Here is a 15,078-nt window from a genome sequence, read left to right as displayed (position 1 = left end):
TACAGGGCTGACATGGCCGATGAAGAAATCCTGAGTCGGCTGCTGGAGCTGAATCTCAAGCGCTCGGCGACAAGCTAGGCAGGTGGCTTCGAACAGCCTGATCAGAGCCGTTATTCAGCTGGGCGGTCATCGTCTTGCGCCAGTCCACAACGACTATGCCAGGATCAAAGTAATAAGCGGTACCGATGCGCAGCCTGCTCCGTTGCGCCTCTGCTAGACTCCCACCATGCGCCACCCCATCGACCCCAAGATCGATTGCGTCTTCAAGGCCCTGCTCGGCGCCGAGGCCAACCGCGCCCTGCTGATCCACTTCCTCAACGCCATGCTCGGCTCCGATCTCCCCGCGCCGATCCGCCAGGTCGAGATCCTCAACCCCTACAACGAGCGCGAATTCCTCGACGACAAGCTCAGCATCGTCGATGTCAAGGCTCGTGATGGCCAGGGCGGCCTGTATCAGATCGAGATCCAGCTTCTCGCCTATCGTGATCTCCCCGCCCGCATCAGCTATGGCTGGGCCGATCTCTACAGCTCACAGCTCAGCAGCGGCGAGTCCTACACCAAGCTCAAGCCCACCTACGCCATCTGGCTGCTGGCCCAAGACCTGCTCCCCGATCCCGACCGCTACCTGCACGACTTTCGGTTGCGCGACGCCGAAGGTTGCAGCCTGGTCGATCATGGCGGCATCTGGCTGCTAGAGCTGAACAAATTCCACGCTGAGCGAGTCAACACCGAGCAAGAACGCTGGCTCAAATTCTTCAAGGAAGGCGCCAGCCTCGACAGCGAGGCGCTGCCGCCTTGGATGCAGACCCCCGAGATGAGGCAAGCCATGAGCACCCTGAAAACCTTCTCCGAGAAAGACCGCGCCTACCACGCCTATCAAGCGCGACAGAACTACCTCCGCCAGCAAGCGAGTATCCAAGAAGAGCTCGAAGACCGCCGTGCCGAGATCGAGCAGGCCCGGGCGCGCTTAGAGCAGGCGCAGGCAGAGGTAGAACGGGTGCAGGCGGAGGTAGAACAGGAGCGCTTGTCGAGAGAGCAAGAGCGCGCGGCGAAGGAACAGGAACGCGCGGCGAAGGAACAAGAGCGCGCGGCGAAGGAACAAGAGCGCGCGGCGAAGGAGGCCGCCCTTGCCGAGCTTGAGCGACTGAAGGCGCAGATGCGTAGCCAGGAAGGTGAGTAGTCGGGGAAAAGTGAAAGGGTTCGGCCGCAAGCTAGGCAAAGTGTAGGGCATGCGCTGCCACGGCTTAGCCGTCTCATCAGGCGCGCGAACGGCTGCGTGCTAAGCTGAAGCGGTTGCACAACGACCAACCTGCCGACTTGCGAGGAACGCCCGATGGAAGCACGGCGCCTTCACACCATCGACGACCTGCTGGCCTGGCCCGGCGACGAGCGCGTCGAGTTGATCGACGGCGAGATCGTGCAGCGGCCGATGGCGCGTTTCGAGCATGGCCAGGCGCAGACGGCGCTGATTGGCCAATCATTCCCGCTCGTCATGCAGCAGCATCCGGGCGGTTGGTGGATTGTCCCCGAGATCAGCGTCCGCTACAACGAGCACCACTGTCCCAGCCACGACCTCGCCGGCTGGCGCAAGGAGGAGCGGCTGCCGCAGCGCCCGTCCGGCGTCATGACCCTGGCGCCGGACTGGGTCTGCGAGATCCTTTCTCCAGGCCATGAGCATAAGGATACGGTGACGCACTTCCTGCGCCTTCAGCGCGCCGGGGTTCCCTTTTACTGGATCGTCGCGCCGGAAGACCGGGCGCTGATCGCCTATGCCTTGGACGCCGGCGGTTACCGGGTCGTGTTCACGGCCGAAGGTCCGGACGAGACCTCGGCCAAGGTGCGCATCCCTCCGTTCGAGGCGATCGAGATCGACTTGGGCCTGCTGTTCGGCAGTCCGCAATAACGGCGAAGTGACCGCCGCGCCGACCGGCATCAAGGGCTTTCCGGCAAGCGATCCCGCGCTCCGATCAAGGTATAGAGCACCGGCACCAAATAGAGCGCCACGACCACCTCGGCGAGCACCCACCGATGGCGGCGATCGTGAGCGGGCGCAGCAGCTCGCCGCCGGACTCCAGCGCAAAGGCCGGCGGCACGAAGCCGAGCGAGACCGGCAGCGTCGTCATCAGACGCGGGCGTAGGCGCAGCTCGACAGCCGCGCGGGTCGCCGCCAGGCGCGCCATGCCCTCGGCGCGCAGGCGCTGGGCGGTCTCAACCAGCAGCACGCCGTCGTTGACGTTGGTCGCTAGCACGACCATGACGGCGATGATGAGGGTGGCGCCGAAGGCCTGGCCGCCGAGCAGCAGCGCATAGCCGATTCCGGCGACACAGAAAGGCGCGGCCAGGAACACCACGAAGGGCAGGCGCAGGCTGTTGAACTGCACCGCCAGCACCAGATCCTCGACATCGCTGCGGCTGGCTAGCGTGCGCTCGGGCACCAGCACGCGCAGGTCGAACAGCTCATTGCCGTCGCGAAAGCGCGTCGGCACGTCGCCGCCGATGTAGCCGCGCAGGGTGTTGGCGATGTCGCTGACCGTCAGGCCCATCATGGACACCGCGATCGTCGAGGGGGTAGCCTCTGCGTTGCGCCAGCGAAGCTCCTACAGCCAGCCACGAGATCACGACCATGCTCGAGATCGTTTACGGCGAGACCGACCAACAACAGGTTGCTTCCCAACTCGCCGACATCTTGAATGGCATGCCGCTCGATGGAGCCTTCTACATCGGCTATCCCGTCATCGCCTCGGCCGACGAGAAGGTCATTGTGGATGCGTTGCTACTCACGGAGCAGCACGGACTGATCGCGTTCAAGTTCCACGGCCAAACGCCGCGGGCGGATGACCAGTCGGCATGGCAGCATCTGGAGGACGCGCAAGACCAGCTCTTCTACGCCATTGATGCGAACCTTGGTCGGCATGATGAGCTTCGGGCCGGGCGCAAGTTGGGCGTGACCGTGGAGACCATCACGCTGTTTCCGACCTCCCCGCCGGTTCCGCAGGGGTTGAAAGGTCGTTTTATCGGTCTCGATGGTGTTCGGGAAGGGATCGAGGAATGCGCACCGGTAGACCCGCTATTCTGGCGCCCGCTCCAGGCGGCCCTGCAACGCGTGACGACCATCAAGCCACGCAAGAAGCGCGCGTCTGTTACGCGTCCCGAGTCTCGTGGCGACATTCTCAAGGAAATCGAGCGTGGCATCGCCAATCTGGACCAGTGGCAAAAGCGAGCAGCCATTGAGACGCCGGATGGCCCGCAGCGCATTCGCGGGCTGGCCGGCTCCGGTAAGACCATTGTCCTCGCGCTGAAGGCCGCCTACCTGCATTCCCAGCACCCGGACTGGACCATTGCCGTCACCTTCTACTCGCAGTCCCTGTGCCCGCAGTTCGAAGACCTGATCCGGCGCTTTTCCTTCGAACTCCAGAATGACGAGCCCGACTGGGATCGCCTCAAGATCTTGCACGCCTGGGGTGGACGCGACCGCGAGGGCTTGTACTCGGCGCTTGCGGAGTACTCCAACGTGGTTCCGCGGGATTTCATGTACGGTAAAGCCAGGTATGGCATGGACGGCGCCTTCCAGGGCATCTGTCGGGAACTCCTTGTACAAACTGCCCAGATCCCGAATCCACCCCTCTACGATGCGGTATTGATCGACGAGGCGCAGGATATGCCGACTGAGCTCTTCCGCCTCGTCTACCGCTTCACCAAGGAGCCGAAGCGGATCATCTGGGCGTACGACGAGCTCCAGACCCTGTCGGAGACGGTCATGCCCAGCACGGGTGAGCTGTTCGGGGCCAACGCGGCTAACGAGCCTTTGGTGACCATTCGCAACGAAGCCGGTCGACCTCGCCAGGATGTCATCCTGCCGGTTTGTTATCGGAACACCCCCTGGGCGTTGACGTTGGCGCATGCGCTCGGATTCGGGATCTACCGAGAACCCAAGCTCGTCCAGCACTTCGATGACCCGAATCTTTGGGCGGAGATCGGTTATGAGACTGTCGACGGTGTCCTTGCCCTCGGCTCCCAAGTGACGCTTCAGCGGGCCAAGCAGTCCTACCCGGATTTCTTCGACCGGCTCCTGAAGCCCGAAGATGCCGTCGTCTCGCGAGCGTTCGCCGACGAGATCGAGCAGGCGGAATGGGTTGCGGAGAGCGTCCGGCGCAACCTGACCGAGGACGAGCTGGAAGCGGACGATATCCTCATCGTGCTGCCGAACGCCATGACTGCGAAGCGCGATGCGGCAGTGATCGGCGAGGCCCTGCAACGGCGTCAGATCAAGTCGCACCTCGTCGGCGTCATGACCAGCGTCGATGAGGTCTTCCAGCCCGGCTCGGTGGCACTCGCGAACATCTACCGATCTAAAGGCAACGAGGCTCCAGTGGTCTATTTGGTGAACGCGCAGGTGTGCTATAGCGGTTTGGAGCTGACGCGCAAGCGCAATACGCTCTTTACCGCCATCACTCGCTCCCGTGCCTGGGTGCGCGTCTGCGCTTGGGGGTCGAGCGCTGATGCGCTGATGAAAGAGATCGACACCGTGCGAGCGAAGGACTATCAGCTCAGCTTCCGGATACCCACCGAGCCCGAACTCAAGGAGCTGCGCCGCATCCACCGCGACTTGAGTGACCAAGAGCGGAAGAAGCAGGACAGTGCCGAGAAGCAGCTGAACAAGGCGCTCGACCAAGTGCTTTCCGGCGAGATCGATCTCGATATGTTGAGCCCGGAGGTGCGTGCGAAGGTCGACCGACTGCGTGAGCTCGCTGACCACGCAGGTCAGTAACGCAATGCGCTGGACGCCGAAGCATTGCCGCAATCAAGTGCAGAATACCCTGGACGCGCTGATGGCGACGCAACTCGCGGTAGACGTGCAGGTACCCGTGGCGCGCAATTCCGTCGGCGGTTCTACCCGAGTCACCTGGCCGGCCAACCCCGAGCTCGACAACGGGCGACGATTCTTCGAGGATTTCTACGCCTTGGAGACCTACTTTGGTTGGCTGATGGCCCGACAATACTCCGTGGTTTTGTTCGATGCAGGGCTACTTCAGATCTCGTTCGATTTTCGCGGTGACAAACTCGCTGGCCACCGGTTGGCGTATATCCCCTGTCCGTTCGACATCGGCGACGATGGCGCGGAGCGTCTACGCATGGAGCCCATCCTGGACGTGATCCAGGGCTATCGAGATCGTGGGGAGGAGTATCTCCGCTTGCGTAGCCCTATCCGGTTTGACTACGACCCCGCCGCAGCGAGATTGGACCACCCAGCATCCCACATCACCCTGAATCACCAGGACTGCCGGATACCCGCATGTGCGCCGCTCACTCTCGCACAGTTCATCGAGTTCATTTTCCGCCGCTTCTACCCGAGTGCTTGGGCCAAGCACGACTTCTTGGCCGATGCCGATCCACAGCCCTGGCGTCGCGAGATTGTCCGCGAGCACGAGCAATCACTGCATCTGAATTGGCGGGCCGATTCCACTCGCATCGGCGCAAACGATTGGCTCCGATAAGATGATGACGGCGCGGATCACTTCGGCAGCGCTGCCCGCGGCGCAATCTCTTGGGCCGGTCGTCCGGCATTGTCCGCTGCCGCCGCCCGCTTGTCCCGCACCCCGATCAAGGTTCGACATCGCTGCGGCTGGCTAGCGTGCGCTCGGGCACCAGCACGCGCAGGTCGAACAGATCGTTTCCGTCGAAAGCGTGTCGGCACGTCGCCGCCGATGTAGCCGCGCAGGGTGTTGGCGATGTCGCTGACCGTCAGCCCCAGCTCGCCGGCGCGCACCCGGTCGATGGCGACCTGTCATTCCGGCTTGGAGTAGTCCAGCGACAGATGTACGTTGGTCAGCTCCGCGCGTTCGCCGAGCCGCGCTGCCACCTGCCGGGCGGTTTGGAACAGGGGGTCGATGTCGGCGCCGTTGATCTCGACCTCGGACTCGCCGGGCTGGCGAATGCCGCGCAATCGCGTCGTTCAGGCGCTCGCTGAAGTTGGTTTTTTCGCTGTGCACGCGCGCGAGCAGCAGGCTGGAGAGCATCGGCACCAAGAACAGCGCCATCGCCAGCGCGATGCCGATGATGGAGAGGATGATCAACACTAGCTCGCGGAACAGCAGGGTGATCATGCCCGACACCAGCAGGAAGGGCAGGAACAGCGCGACGAAGGCGAGCGTCGCCGCGGTGACCGCAGGGCCGACCTCCAGGGTCGCGCGCCAGGCCACCTCGGCCATGGGCGCGCTCGGCTGCGCGCGGCGTAGGCGGGTGATGTTCTCGATGACGATGGTGGCGGTATCGAGCATGATGCCAATGGCGATCGCCATGCCGCCGAGCGAGAAGATGTTGAGCGAGAAGCCGGCCAGGCGCATGACGAAGACATTGATCGCCAGCGTGATCGGGATCACCAGCGCGATAATGAGGACTTGGCGCGGATTGCCGAGAAAGACGAACACCGACAGCACCACCAGCACCAACGCCTCGAGCAGGGTATTGCGCACGCCGGCAATAGCGTTCTCGATGTACTGGGCCTGGTCGTCGAACAGCGCGATCTGCATCCCGGCTGGGAAGGCTGGCTGCATTCCGCCAGCCGCGCCCTCACCGCCTGAACGGACTGCCGCGACGCGCCATACTTGGCTCGGCTGGCAACTCAGTGTGCAGCGCATGCGCATCCTCAATGGCGCCCAGATCCCGTCACCGGAGGCATGGAGCATCATCGAATATCTGGCGAAGAGCCAAGGCGCCGGGCCGCACCAAGCCGCTATCGAATACGGTCTTGCGGTGGCGCTTCTCGGGCTGCTTGTGGCAGCGGCAACCGACCTGGTGACTCGCCGCAGATGAGCAAACTTGTCCTGGCGAATCCGGTTAGTCTATCCGCAGTACATTCTAAAGCCACGCCATAACTGAGGTTGCCAATGGCCGAGACCAAATCGACGACCCTGACCGTTCGTATCCAGCCCAGCGTAAAGGCGGGGCTGCGGGCGGCTGCGGAGACGGAACGGCGCAGCTTGGCAAACATGATCGAGATCATGATTCTCGACTACTGCACTCGAAAGGGGATCAATGCCCCGGAACGGCAAGCGCATGGGGCCGCACCGGGTCAGTAACCGGTGCCCAGTGGCAGCAGGTCGACAGCAAACAGAGAACAAAGAGGAGGGCGGGGAATGACCTCGGACAGTCAAGACAAGAAAGTATCCGAGATCGGCGTCGATGCGGAAACCCTCTGGCAGGCGGCGGACAAGCTGCGCGGCTCCATCGACGCGGCGGAGTACAAGCACGTTGTTCTCGGGCTGATCTTTCTGAAATACATCTCCGACGCCTTCGAGACACGCCGGGCCATACTGGCCGAGGAGCTGAAAGCCGAGGGCATTGAGGCCGAGCAGGCCGAGCGTCTGCTGGAGGAGCGGGACGAATATACCGCTGAGAATGTCTTCTGGGTCCCGCTGGAGGCGCGCTGGGGGCAAATTCAGGCCCAGGGCAAGGCCCCCGACATCGCTAAACGCGTTGACGATGCCATGTACGCCATCGAGCGGGAGAATCCCAAGCTCAAGGGGAAACTGCCCCGCGACTATGCCCGGCGGCATATTACGCCGGAACGGCTGGGCGGCTTGATCGACCTGATCGGCTCCATCGCCATCGGCACCGCCCAGGCTCGCACCAAGGACGTGCTGGGGCGGGTCTACGAATATTTTCTCGGCAAGTTCGCTGCCGCCGAGGGCAAGCTGGGCGGTGAGTTCTTCACGCCGCGCTCCGTGGTGCGCGTGTTGGTGGAGATGATCGAGCCCTTCGAGGGCCGCGTGTTCGACCCCTGCTGCGGCTCCGGCGGTATGTTCGTGCAATCTGAACAGTTCGTCGAGGCGCACGGCGGCTCGAAGCGGGACATCTCCATCTTCGGCCAGGAATCCAATCCCACCACCTGGCGGCTGGCCCACATGAACTTGGCCATTCGCGGCATCGAGGCCAACCTGGGCGAGCAACCGGGCGATAGCTTCACCCGCGACCTGCACCCGGACCTGAAGGCCGACTACATCCTGGCCAATCCCCCCTTCAACATCTCCGACTGGTCCGGACAACTGTTGCGCGATGACGTGCGCTGGAAATTCGGCGTGCCGCCGGTGGGCAATGCCAACTACGCCTGGATTCAGCACTTCATCCACCACCTCGCGCCGCCCAACGGTCGCGGCGGCGGCATCGCTGGCTTCGTCATGGCCAACGGATCGCTCTCCTCCGCAACCTCCGGCGAGGGTGAAATTCGCAAGAACATCATCGAGGCGGATCTGTTGGACTGCATCGTCGCCCTGCCGCCTCAGCTCTTTCTGACCACGGGGATTCCCGTTTGCCTGTGGTTCATCAGCCGCGACAAGACCGGCCGGAACATCAAGGGCGGCGGTCGCGACCGTCGCGGCGAAACCTTGTTCATCGACGCTCGGCAGATGGGCGCCATGGAGACCCGTGTACTACGTGTGCTGTCCGGCTTGAACGGCTTTCCGGCAGCGCCGGACAGCGACATCGGCCGCATGGTCGGCACCTATCACGCGTGGCGCGGCGAGCAGAATGCCGGGGAGTACGAAGATATTCCCGGTTTCTGTAAGTCCGCCACCCTCGAAGAGATCCGCAAGCACGGCCACGTCCTCACCCCCGGCCGCTATGTCGGCGCCGCCGCAGTGGAGGATGACGGCGAACCCTTCGAGGAGAAGATGCAGCGGCTGACGGCGGAGTTGCAGAAGCAGTTTGCGGAGTCGGACGGACTGGAAGCGCGGATTAAGACCCATCTGGGGGAGTTGGGTTATGGGGGATGACCATTTGTTAGGTCCAATTCCGGCAAATTGGGAATATACAACGCTTGGCGAGGCGTGCAGACGTGGTGGGGGTGACATCCAAACAGGACCGTTTGGAAGTCAACTTCATGCTGCTGACTATGTACCTGAAGGCATCCCGTCCATCATGCCCCAAAACATTGGCGATAATCGAATAGTTGAAGAAGGCATCGCCAGGATTAGGCCACATGACGCCGAGCGCCTATGTCGTTATTTGGTTCGCGAGGGAGACATAGTTTATAGCCGCCGTGGTGATGTCGAACGGCGTGCTCTGGTAAGAGCACATGAAGATGGCTGGCTCTGCGGCACTGGATGTCTCCGCGTCCGCCTCGGCAAGAATGGTGTTGAACCGCGCTACGCGTCATTTTATTTGGGGCATCCAAGCGTTCGTGAGTGGATTGTTCGCCATGCGCATGGCGCCACAATGGCGAACCTTAATACGGCTATTTTGTCGGCGTGCCCTTTCGTTGTTCCGCCGTCGCGTGAGCAACAAGCCATAGCCGACATCCTCGGCTCCCTCGACGATAAGATCGAACTCAATCGCCGCATGAACCACATCCTGGAAGCGATGGCGCGAGCCATCTTCAAGGCGTGGTTCGTGGACTTCGAGCCGATCAAGGCCAAGGTGGCAGGCGCGACCAGTTTTTGCGGTATGCCGCAGGAGATCTTTGACCAGTTGCCCGGCGGATTGACAGAATTCGACGGGAAATTGGTGCCGAATGGATGGTCTCTCAAGGCTACCTCCGACATTGCTGATTACGTTAATGGGAGAGCCTTTACAAAAAATGCCACTGGCTATGGCCGAATGGTCATTCGAATTGCTGAGCTCAATTCCGGCCCTGGCAGCGCCACGAAGTATTCACAAGTCAACACGGAACCGCAGTACACCGCATTTCCCGACGATATTTTATTCGCTTGGTCCGGTTCACTTGGGGTTTATCGCTGGCACCGTGACGAAGCGATAATAAACCAACATATATTCAAGGTGATCCCAAACGACAGGCCGTCATGGTACGTCTATTACCGGCTTGTTGAGGCGATGCCGTTCTTCCAAGCTATCGCGTCGACAAAGGCGACAACAATGGGGCATATAAAACGAGGTCACCTGTCCGACGCAATGTTTGTGGAGCCTCCTGGTTGGTTTATCGACGCAGCTTCGAAACAGATACGCCCCTTATATGACCTTATTCATTGTAATGAACGTCAGTCCATCACTTTGTCCGCTCTCCGGGATGCTCTTTTGCCCAAGCTGATTAGTGGTGAGATTTGTGTGAGCGGGGGCGAATAATGGCGGAAGAGAACAGCAATCTACGTAACGCTGCAGTTGAATCTACAAGCGCTCCAAGGGGTGTCCATGTATTTCAGCTGCCCTCTGCGAAGATCGCCATTCAACGCACTCCGCAGGCCCAGCGTATCACGCAATTGATCGATGCCATTGAAGAAATACCGGCATCAAACGGCGAGCTTGTATTTGACTTGTGCCGGGCTCTTGTCGAGTCCGTGTGCAAGACAATACTTAATGATCTCGGCGAACCGCTTCCGTCGAAGCCAAATGCCGAAAAGATGGTTTCGGCACTACTGAAGCGTCTGGAAGTGTTTTTGGACCCACAGTCCGCTGAAGCTGAATCAAAAAAAGCAGTAGGCGACACAGTTACGGGGATCAATAAGTTTGTCAATGGGATTGGAGAGTATCGTCGGCTATTCGGCGCGGCTTCTCATGGTCGAGATGGCTACAGTGATGTGATAGACCTCTCGCATGCAAACCTGGTCGTCGGTGTTACTGACGCGCTTGTCGCGTTTCTCTTTGAGACGCACAGGAGGCTGCATGGTCAAGAGGCGTGGCAACGCGCTCAATATGGGGATCATGAGGACTTCGACCAATATCTTGATGACGAACATGATCCAAGTCCAATTATGGTTTTCGGCGATGAGTACCAGCCTAGCCGCGCGTTCTTTGCATTGAACCGTTCGGGTTATCTCAAACGGCTAAATGATTGGCGTAAGATGAGAGAGTCGGGCGAGATCGATCCGGAGGATTTGGAATGAGTCATATCAGCGAAAACATAGTCGAATTGGCTGCTTTAACTTGGTTCGAGTCGTTGGGGTGGCGCGCGAGTGCAGGAGCTGATCTTTCACCTGGTGCAGACACATCACAACGTGATAGCCACGAGCATGCGGTTCTGGAGCAGCGCTTGCGGGCCAGCCTACGCAAGCTCAATGACCATTTGCCCGAAGAGGCGATCGAGCAGGCGGTTCGGTTGGTATCCCGGCCGCCGGAGCCGACGCTGGTACAGAACAATCGCTGGTTTCATCGCTTGCTCACGGATGGTATCGACGTGGAATACCGAACGCCCGAGGGAGAGGCGCGCGGCGACAAGGCCTGGCTGGTGGATTTTGACCGACCGGCAAGCAACGATCTGTTGGTGGTGAATCAGTACACGCTGAAGTGTGGCAGCAGCACGCGTCGTGCCGATCTGGTGGTGTTCCTCAATGGGCTACCGATTGTGGTGGTCGAATTGAAAGACCCTGCCGATGAACAGGCGGATGTGTGGAAAGCGTACCGCCAGCTTCAGGACTACAAAGAGCACATCCCCACGTTGTTTACCTGCAACGAGGTGATGGTGATCAGCGATGGCGATACTACGCGGGTTGGCTCACTGACTGCCGATGCCGACAGGTTTACGCCCTGGCGCTCTATTGATGATGCACGACAGCCTGGGGAGCCGACGCTGGAGTCCTTGATCAAGGGGTTGTTCGAGCCCGCCCGATTGCTGGATTACCTGCGGCGTTGCGTGATCTTCGAGGAAGACGATCGCAGCGGCGAGATCATCAAAAAGGTGGCTGGCTATCACCAGTTTCGGGCCATGCGAAAGGCGAGGGATTCGGTAAAGGTGGCGCTAAAGCCGCCCGCTGGAGACGGTGACGGGCGTGGTGGCGTTGTCTGGCACACCCAGGGCTCCGGAAAGAGTCTGACCATGCTCATGCTGTCGGGTGCGTTGATCGGGGATGAGCAACTTGCGAACCCAACGATCGTCGTGGTCACTGACCGTAACGATCTGGACGGCCAGCTATTCGGGACGTTTGCCTCTGGACGGGCGCTTCTGCGCCAAGACCCCGAGCAGGCCGAAAGCCGCGAAGATCTGGCGGCAAAGCTGTATCGGGCCTCCGGTGGGGTGGTGTTCACCACCATCCAGAAATTCGAGGAACGCGGTGAGCCGGTCAGTGAGCGGTCGAACATCGTGGTATTGGCGGATGAGGCTCATCGCAGTCAATACGGCTTTCTCGAAGGGGGCGCTCGCTGGATGCGCGAAGCGCTCCCCAATGCCACCTATGTCGGCTTTACCGGCACACCCTTGGAACAGGACGACCGGAGCACGCCGGCGGTGTTTGGTAATTATGCAGACATCTACGACATCCGGCAGGCGATCGAGGACAATGCCACTGTCCCGATCTATTACGCGATGCGACTGGTCAAGCTGGTGCCTGACGAAGCGGCCGTGCGCGAAGGTGAGGAAGAACTGAAGGTTCGTGCGGTTGCCGAGGCCGACAAGGCGGGACGCAAGGTTGACGACTACATCCGCGTTGAACTCGAGGCATTGGCCGGTGCGCGAGAACGGTTGAAGTTGCTTGCCAGGGAAATCGTCGAGCATGTCGAAAAACGGCGGGAGGTGATCGAAGGCAAGGCAATGACCGTCTGCATGAGCCGCGCGATCTGCATGGACCTCTACGATGAGATTGTGGCGTTGAGACCAGACTGGCACGCCGACGAGGACGAGGCCGGTTTCGTCAAGGTGGTCATGACCGGTTCGGCGAGGGAGAGTGAGCGGGTCGCGGCCCATGCGCGAACCAAACCCCGGCGCGAGGCGCTGGCACGCCGGTTCAAGGACCCGGAAGATGATCTGCGGTTGGTGATCGTCTGTGATATGTGGCTGACGGGGTTCGATTGTCCGCCGATGCATACCATGTATCTGGACAAGCCACTGGCAGGGCACAACCTGATGCAGGCCATCGCGCGTGTGAATCGCGTATTTGGCGAGAAGCCGGGTGGCGTGGTCGTGGATTTTCTGGGCATCGCGGATCAACTCCGTGACGCTGTGCAGACCTACACCCAGGCCGGCGGCGAAGGCAGCCCCGTAGAAGCGATTCAGGATGAGGCAGTGCCTTTGATGGAGCGTCAATTCGAGGCGCTCAGAGATTTCTTTAATGGGTTCGATGACGGTGGCTTTGCCGGCGGAGATGAAGCGGAACAGCTACGGGCAGTGACGGCGGGTGCGGATTACGTCTTTCAGCAGGAGAACGGCAAGAGCCGCTTCATGGCGATGGTGGCGGAATTGTCGAAGGCATTCGCGCTTGCGGTTCCGAGGCAGGAGACCGAGGCGATTCGGGATCACTTAGCCTATTTCCAGTCGGTACGGGCGGCGATTCGCAAGCGTTTTGTGGATGACGGTGGGCCGCCGCCCATCGATGCTCGTGCGGCGGTGCGACAGGTGATTTCCGGGGCGATCGCCTCTGATGGTGTCATTGATCTTTTCCAGGCTGCGGGTCTGCCGCAAGCGAATGTCGGTATCCTGTCCGACGAGTTTCTCGACCGCTTGGCCGCGCTGCCGCATCAGAACCTGGCACTGGAGACCTTGCGCAAGCTGTTGAACGACCAGATTCGAACCCGCGAGCGCGTAAACATCGTCCAGTCGCGGAGCTTTCGGGAGTCATTGGAGACCGTGCTCACGCGCTATACCAACCGTGCGATCACTACCGCTCAAGTGATCGACGAATTGATTGGTTTGGCACGGGAAATCCGCGAAGCGCTGCATCGTGGAGAAGAATCTGGTTTAAACGAGGATGAGCTGGCCTTTTACGACGCGCTCGCAGATAACGAGTCGGCTCGCCAAGTGATACAGGATGACACCCTGCGACTCATCGCCCGAGAACTTGCGGAGCGAATCAAGACAAAGGCGTCACTTGACTGGACGCAACGCGAGACGGTGAGAGCCGACATGCGCCGGACCGTGAGACGCCTATTGGCGAAATACGGTTATCCACCGGATGCGCAGGAGGCTGCAACCCAGTTAGTGATTCGCCAGGCCGAGTTGATGGCCGAGACTGTTGTTGATTAGCCAAGATGCCATTAACGTTTCATCCACACCCTGGCATGGTGTTGATCTGTGACTTCAACACGGGCTTCAAGGCCCCAGAGATGATCAAGCGGCGACCGGTGGTGGTGATTTCGCCCCGCCCCCGGCGCACGAACCAGCTTTGCACCATCGTCCCCTTGAGTACCACGGCGCCGAATCCGGTGGAGCCGTTCCACCATCGAATGGACCCGCGTTCGTTGCCTGGGAAGCTCGCCCGGAAGGAGACTTGGGCAAAGTGCGATATGCTCGCCACCGTGTCGCTAGAACGGCTGGACCGGGTGATGATCGGGAAGGCGCCCAACGGTAAGCGAATTTACTTAGCGGAACCGGTGCTTGACGAAGACTTCAAGGCCATTCGCCGGGGTGTGATGATGGCCCTCGGGATGATCGCCCCAGCTTGATTCAAGGGCGTCCGGGGACCATAATATATGTGTTCCCGATCAGTCGGGCTTGAAAGACTACCTCCGGGTAGCAGACCCCAGCCGGTGATGACAAACTGACTGGGGCCTCTGATCCAAGGCTCTGCATCGCAAGGTGCAGGGCCTTTTGTCTATCTGATCGTGGCATGTGGTCCCTGCCGCTGAGGCGAGGTAGACAAACTGCGGCAGATCGGTGCAGGCGCCAGCGGTGTAGATTTGTTCAACGCTGATGCGCAGGTGCGGATCGACGACGATGGTTCCCTGCGCATCGACTGCGACACCGGCTGCGGCCGGGGTCAGGCTGCGGCCGTTTCCAGGTTCAGGCTTCCGTGCTCATCGCGGTTCACGGAAGTCGCGCAGGGTATGCACGATCTCCTGATGACGGCGGCTCAGGATATCAGCCGCGTCAATCACATCGAGCATGGCCGATAACGCGTGCCGTTGCGCTGACGCTCGGCTGTCCCGATCTTCGATGCGGATGCAGACAGACTTTCCGCGATATTGATCCGGGGCTTTGGCCGTGAGGACACCCTCTTGCGAGACCTCGGCCTCGATCTGCATGTCACATCCTCTGGATTACATTTGTCGAGTTTAAATGCTGCCAGAGCCTTGCCTCTAAGGCAAGCTTAGCCGCCAGCGCCACCGATCAAAGAAACCCATGACCGACAACCAAAAAACCATCGAGGAGCACTTCATGCTGCGTCGTCGTCTCTGCACCCATCGGTTCTCGCCCGCCTT

15 protein-coding genes are annotated in these 15,078 nt (G+C 60.6%); 11 read left to right on the top strand and 4 right to left on the bottom strand.

The window, feature by feature from the left end:
• Window positions 1-226: 226 nt before the first annotated feature.
• The gene (locus VBE63_RS19180; protein ID WP_323684624.1) at window positions 227-1,180 is read left to right on the top strand and encodes an Rpn family recombination-promoting nuclease/putative transposase; all 954 of its coding nucleotides are present in this window, start codon (window positions 227-229) and stop codon (window positions 1,178-1,180) included.
• Between the two features lie 153 nt (window positions 1,181-1,333).
• The gene (locus VBE63_RS19175; RefSeq protein ID WP_323684623.1) at window positions 1,334-1,903 is read left to right on the top strand and encodes a Uma2 family endonuclease; all 570 of its coding nucleotides are present in this window, start codon (window positions 1,334-1,336) and stop codon (window positions 1,901-1,903) included.
• 64 nt (window positions 1,904-1,967) lie between these two features.
• Here the strand turns inward: VBE63_RS19175 and VBE63_RS19170 are convergent, their stop codons facing one another.
• Window positions 1,968-2,546, bottom strand: coding sequence for an efflux RND transporter permease subunit (locus VBE63_RS19170; RefSeq protein ID WP_323684622.1), 579 nt, complete (start codon window positions 2,544-2,546; stop codon window positions 1,968-1,970).
• Window positions 2,547-2,623: 77 nt separating this feature from the next.
• On the opposite strand from VBE63_RS19170, the gene VBE63_RS19165 reads away from it, so the two are divergent.
• Window positions 2,624-4,768, top strand: a complete 2,145-nt coding sequence (locus VBE63_RS19165) for a DEAD/DEAH box helicase (RefSeq protein ID WP_323684621.1) — start codon at window positions 2,624-2,626, stop codon at window positions 4,766-4,768.
• The gene (locus VBE63_RS19160; protein ID WP_323684620.1) at window positions 4,740-5,495 is read left to right on the top strand and encodes a DUF2290 domain-containing protein; all 756 of its coding nucleotides are present in this window, start codon (window positions 4,740-4,742) and stop codon (window positions 5,493-5,495) included. Before VBE63_RS19165 ends, VBE63_RS19160 begins: the two co-directional genes overlap by 29 nt.
• A 132-nt stretch (window positions 5,496-5,627) precedes the next feature.
• On the opposite strand, the gene VBE63_RS19155 is transcribed toward VBE63_RS19160, so the two are convergent.
• Window positions 5,628-6,638, bottom strand: a complete 1,011-nt coding sequence (locus VBE63_RS19155; protein WP_323684619.1) for an efflux RND transporter permease subunit — start codon at window positions 6,636-6,638, stop codon at window positions 5,628-5,630.
• Between VBE63_RS19155 and VBE63_RS19150 the strand changes: the two genes are divergently transcribed.
• From VBE63_RS19150 to VBE63_RS19120, 7 genes are all read left to right on the top strand, one after another.
• Window positions 6,637-6,813 (top strand): hypothetical protein, encoded by a 177-nt coding sequence (locus VBE63_RS19150; protein ID WP_323684618.1) that lies wholly within the window; start codon window positions 6,637-6,639, stop codon window positions 6,811-6,813. The genes VBE63_RS19155 and VBE63_RS19150 overlap by 2 nt on opposite strands.
• 74 nt (window positions 6,814-6,887) lie before the next feature.
• Window positions 6,888-7,079: a hypothetical protein gene (locus tag VBE63_RS19145; RefSeq protein WP_323684617.1), complete on the top strand. Its 192-nt coding sequence runs from the start codon at window positions 6,888-6,890 to the stop codon at window positions 7,077-7,079.
• A 57-nt stretch (window positions 7,080-7,136) separates the two neighbouring features.
• A complete protein-coding gene (locus tag VBE63_RS19140; RefSeq protein ID WP_323684616.1) occupies window positions 7,137-8,771 on the top strand; it encodes a class I SAM-dependent DNA methyltransferase in 1,635 nt (544 codons plus the stop codon).
• On the top strand, window positions 8,761-10,077 hold the full coding sequence (locus tag VBE63_RS19135) for a restriction endonuclease subunit S (protein WP_323684615.1): 1,317 nt from the start codon (window positions 8,761-8,763) through the stop codon (window positions 10,075-10,077). The genes VBE63_RS19140 and VBE63_RS19135 overlap by 11 nt, the downstream gene beginning before the upstream one ends.
• Window positions 10,077-10,835 (top strand): abortive infection family protein, encoded by a 759-nt coding sequence (locus VBE63_RS19130; RefSeq protein ID WP_323684614.1) that lies wholly within the window; start codon window positions 10,077-10,079, stop codon window positions 10,833-10,835. Before VBE63_RS19135 ends, VBE63_RS19130 begins: the two co-directional genes overlap by 1 nt.
• On the top strand, window positions 10,832-13,903 hold the full coding sequence (locus tag VBE63_RS19125) for a type I restriction endonuclease subunit R (protein ID WP_323684613.1): 3,072 nt from the start codon (window positions 10,832-10,834) through the stop codon (window positions 13,901-13,903). Before VBE63_RS19130 ends, VBE63_RS19125 begins: the two co-directional genes overlap by 4 nt.
• A gap of 5 nt (window positions 13,904-13,908) precedes the next feature.
• The gene (locus tag VBE63_RS19120) at window positions 13,909-14,322 is read left to right on the top strand and encodes a type II toxin-antitoxin system PemK/MazF family toxin (RefSeq protein WP_323684612.1); all 414 of its coding nucleotides are present in this window, start codon (window positions 13,909-13,911) and stop codon (window positions 14,320-14,322) included.
• A 57-nt stretch (window positions 14,323-14,379) separates the two neighbouring features.
• On the opposite strand, the gene VBE63_RS31475 is transcribed toward VBE63_RS19120, so the two are convergent.
• Window positions 14,380-14,640, bottom strand: coding sequence for an FAD-dependent oxidoreductase (locus VBE63_RS31475; protein WP_416274585.1), 261 nt, complete (start codon window positions 14,638-14,640; stop codon window positions 14,380-14,382).
• 33 nt (window positions 14,641-14,673) lie between these two features.
• Entirely contained in the window at window positions 14,674-14,901 is a 228-nt protein-coding gene (locus VBE63_RS19110; protein WP_323684611.1) for a hypothetical protein, read from the bottom strand.
• Window positions 14,902-15,078 lie beyond the last annotated feature (177 nt).

It is taken from the genome of Lamprobacter sp. (genome assembly GCF_034860625.1).
Taxonomy (GTDB): domain Bacteria; phylum Pseudomonadota; class Gammaproteobacteria; order Chromatiales; family Chromatiaceae; genus Lamprobacter.
The sequence above is the reverse complement of the archived record's forward strand: the minus strand, read 5'-3'. Positions and strand labels throughout refer to the sequence as shown.

Coding starts and splice junctions, on each gene's coding strand:
- VBE63_RS19125 (WP_323684613.1), top strand. CDS start 10,832: ATGAGTCATATCAGCGAAAACATAGTCGAATTGGCTGCTTTAACTTGG.
- VBE63_RS19165 (WP_323684621.1), top strand. CDS start 2,624: ATGCTCGAGATCGTTTACGGCGAGACCGACCAACAACAGGTTGCTTCC.
- VBE63_RS19120 (WP_323684612.1), top strand. CDS start 13,909: ATGCCATTAACGTTTCATCCACACCCTGGCATGGTGTTGATCTGTGAC.
- VBE63_RS19180 (WP_323684624.1), top strand. CDS start 227: ATGCGCCACCCCATCGACCCCAAGATCGATTGCGTCTTCAAGGCCCTG.
- VBE63_RS19145 (WP_323684617.1), top strand. CDS start 6,888: ATGGCCGAGACCAAATCGACGACCCTGACCGTTCGTATCCAGCCCAGC.
- VBE63_RS19130 (WP_323684614.1), top strand. CDS start 10,077: ATGGCGGAAGAGAACAGCAATCTACGTAACGCTGCAGTTGAATCTACA.
- VBE63_RS19150 (WP_323684618.1), top strand. CDS start 6,637: ATGCGCATCCTCAATGGCGCCCAGATCCCGTCACCGGAGGCATGGAGC.
- VBE63_RS19175 (WP_323684623.1), top strand. CDS start 1,334: ATGGAAGCACGGCGCCTTCACACCATCGACGACCTGCTGGCCTGGCCC.
- VBE63_RS19170 (WP_323684622.1), bottom strand. CDS start 2,546: ATGATGGGCCTGACGGTCAGCGACATCGCCAACACCCTGCGCGGCTAC.
- VBE63_RS19135 (WP_323684615.1), top strand. CDS start 8,761: ATGGGGGATGACCATTTGTTAGGTCCAATTCCGGCAAATTGGGAATAT.
- VBE63_RS19140 (WP_323684616.1), top strand. CDS start 7,137: ATGACCTCGGACAGTCAAGACAAGAAAGTATCCGAGATCGGCGTCGAT.
- VBE63_RS19110 (WP_323684611.1), bottom strand. CDS start 14,901: ATGCAGATCGAGGCCGAGGTCTCGCAAGAGGGTGTCCTCACGGCCAAA.
- VBE63_RS19155 (WP_323684619.1), bottom strand. CDS start 6,638: ATGCGCTGCACACTGAGTTGCCAGCCGAGCCAAGTATGGCGCGTCGCG.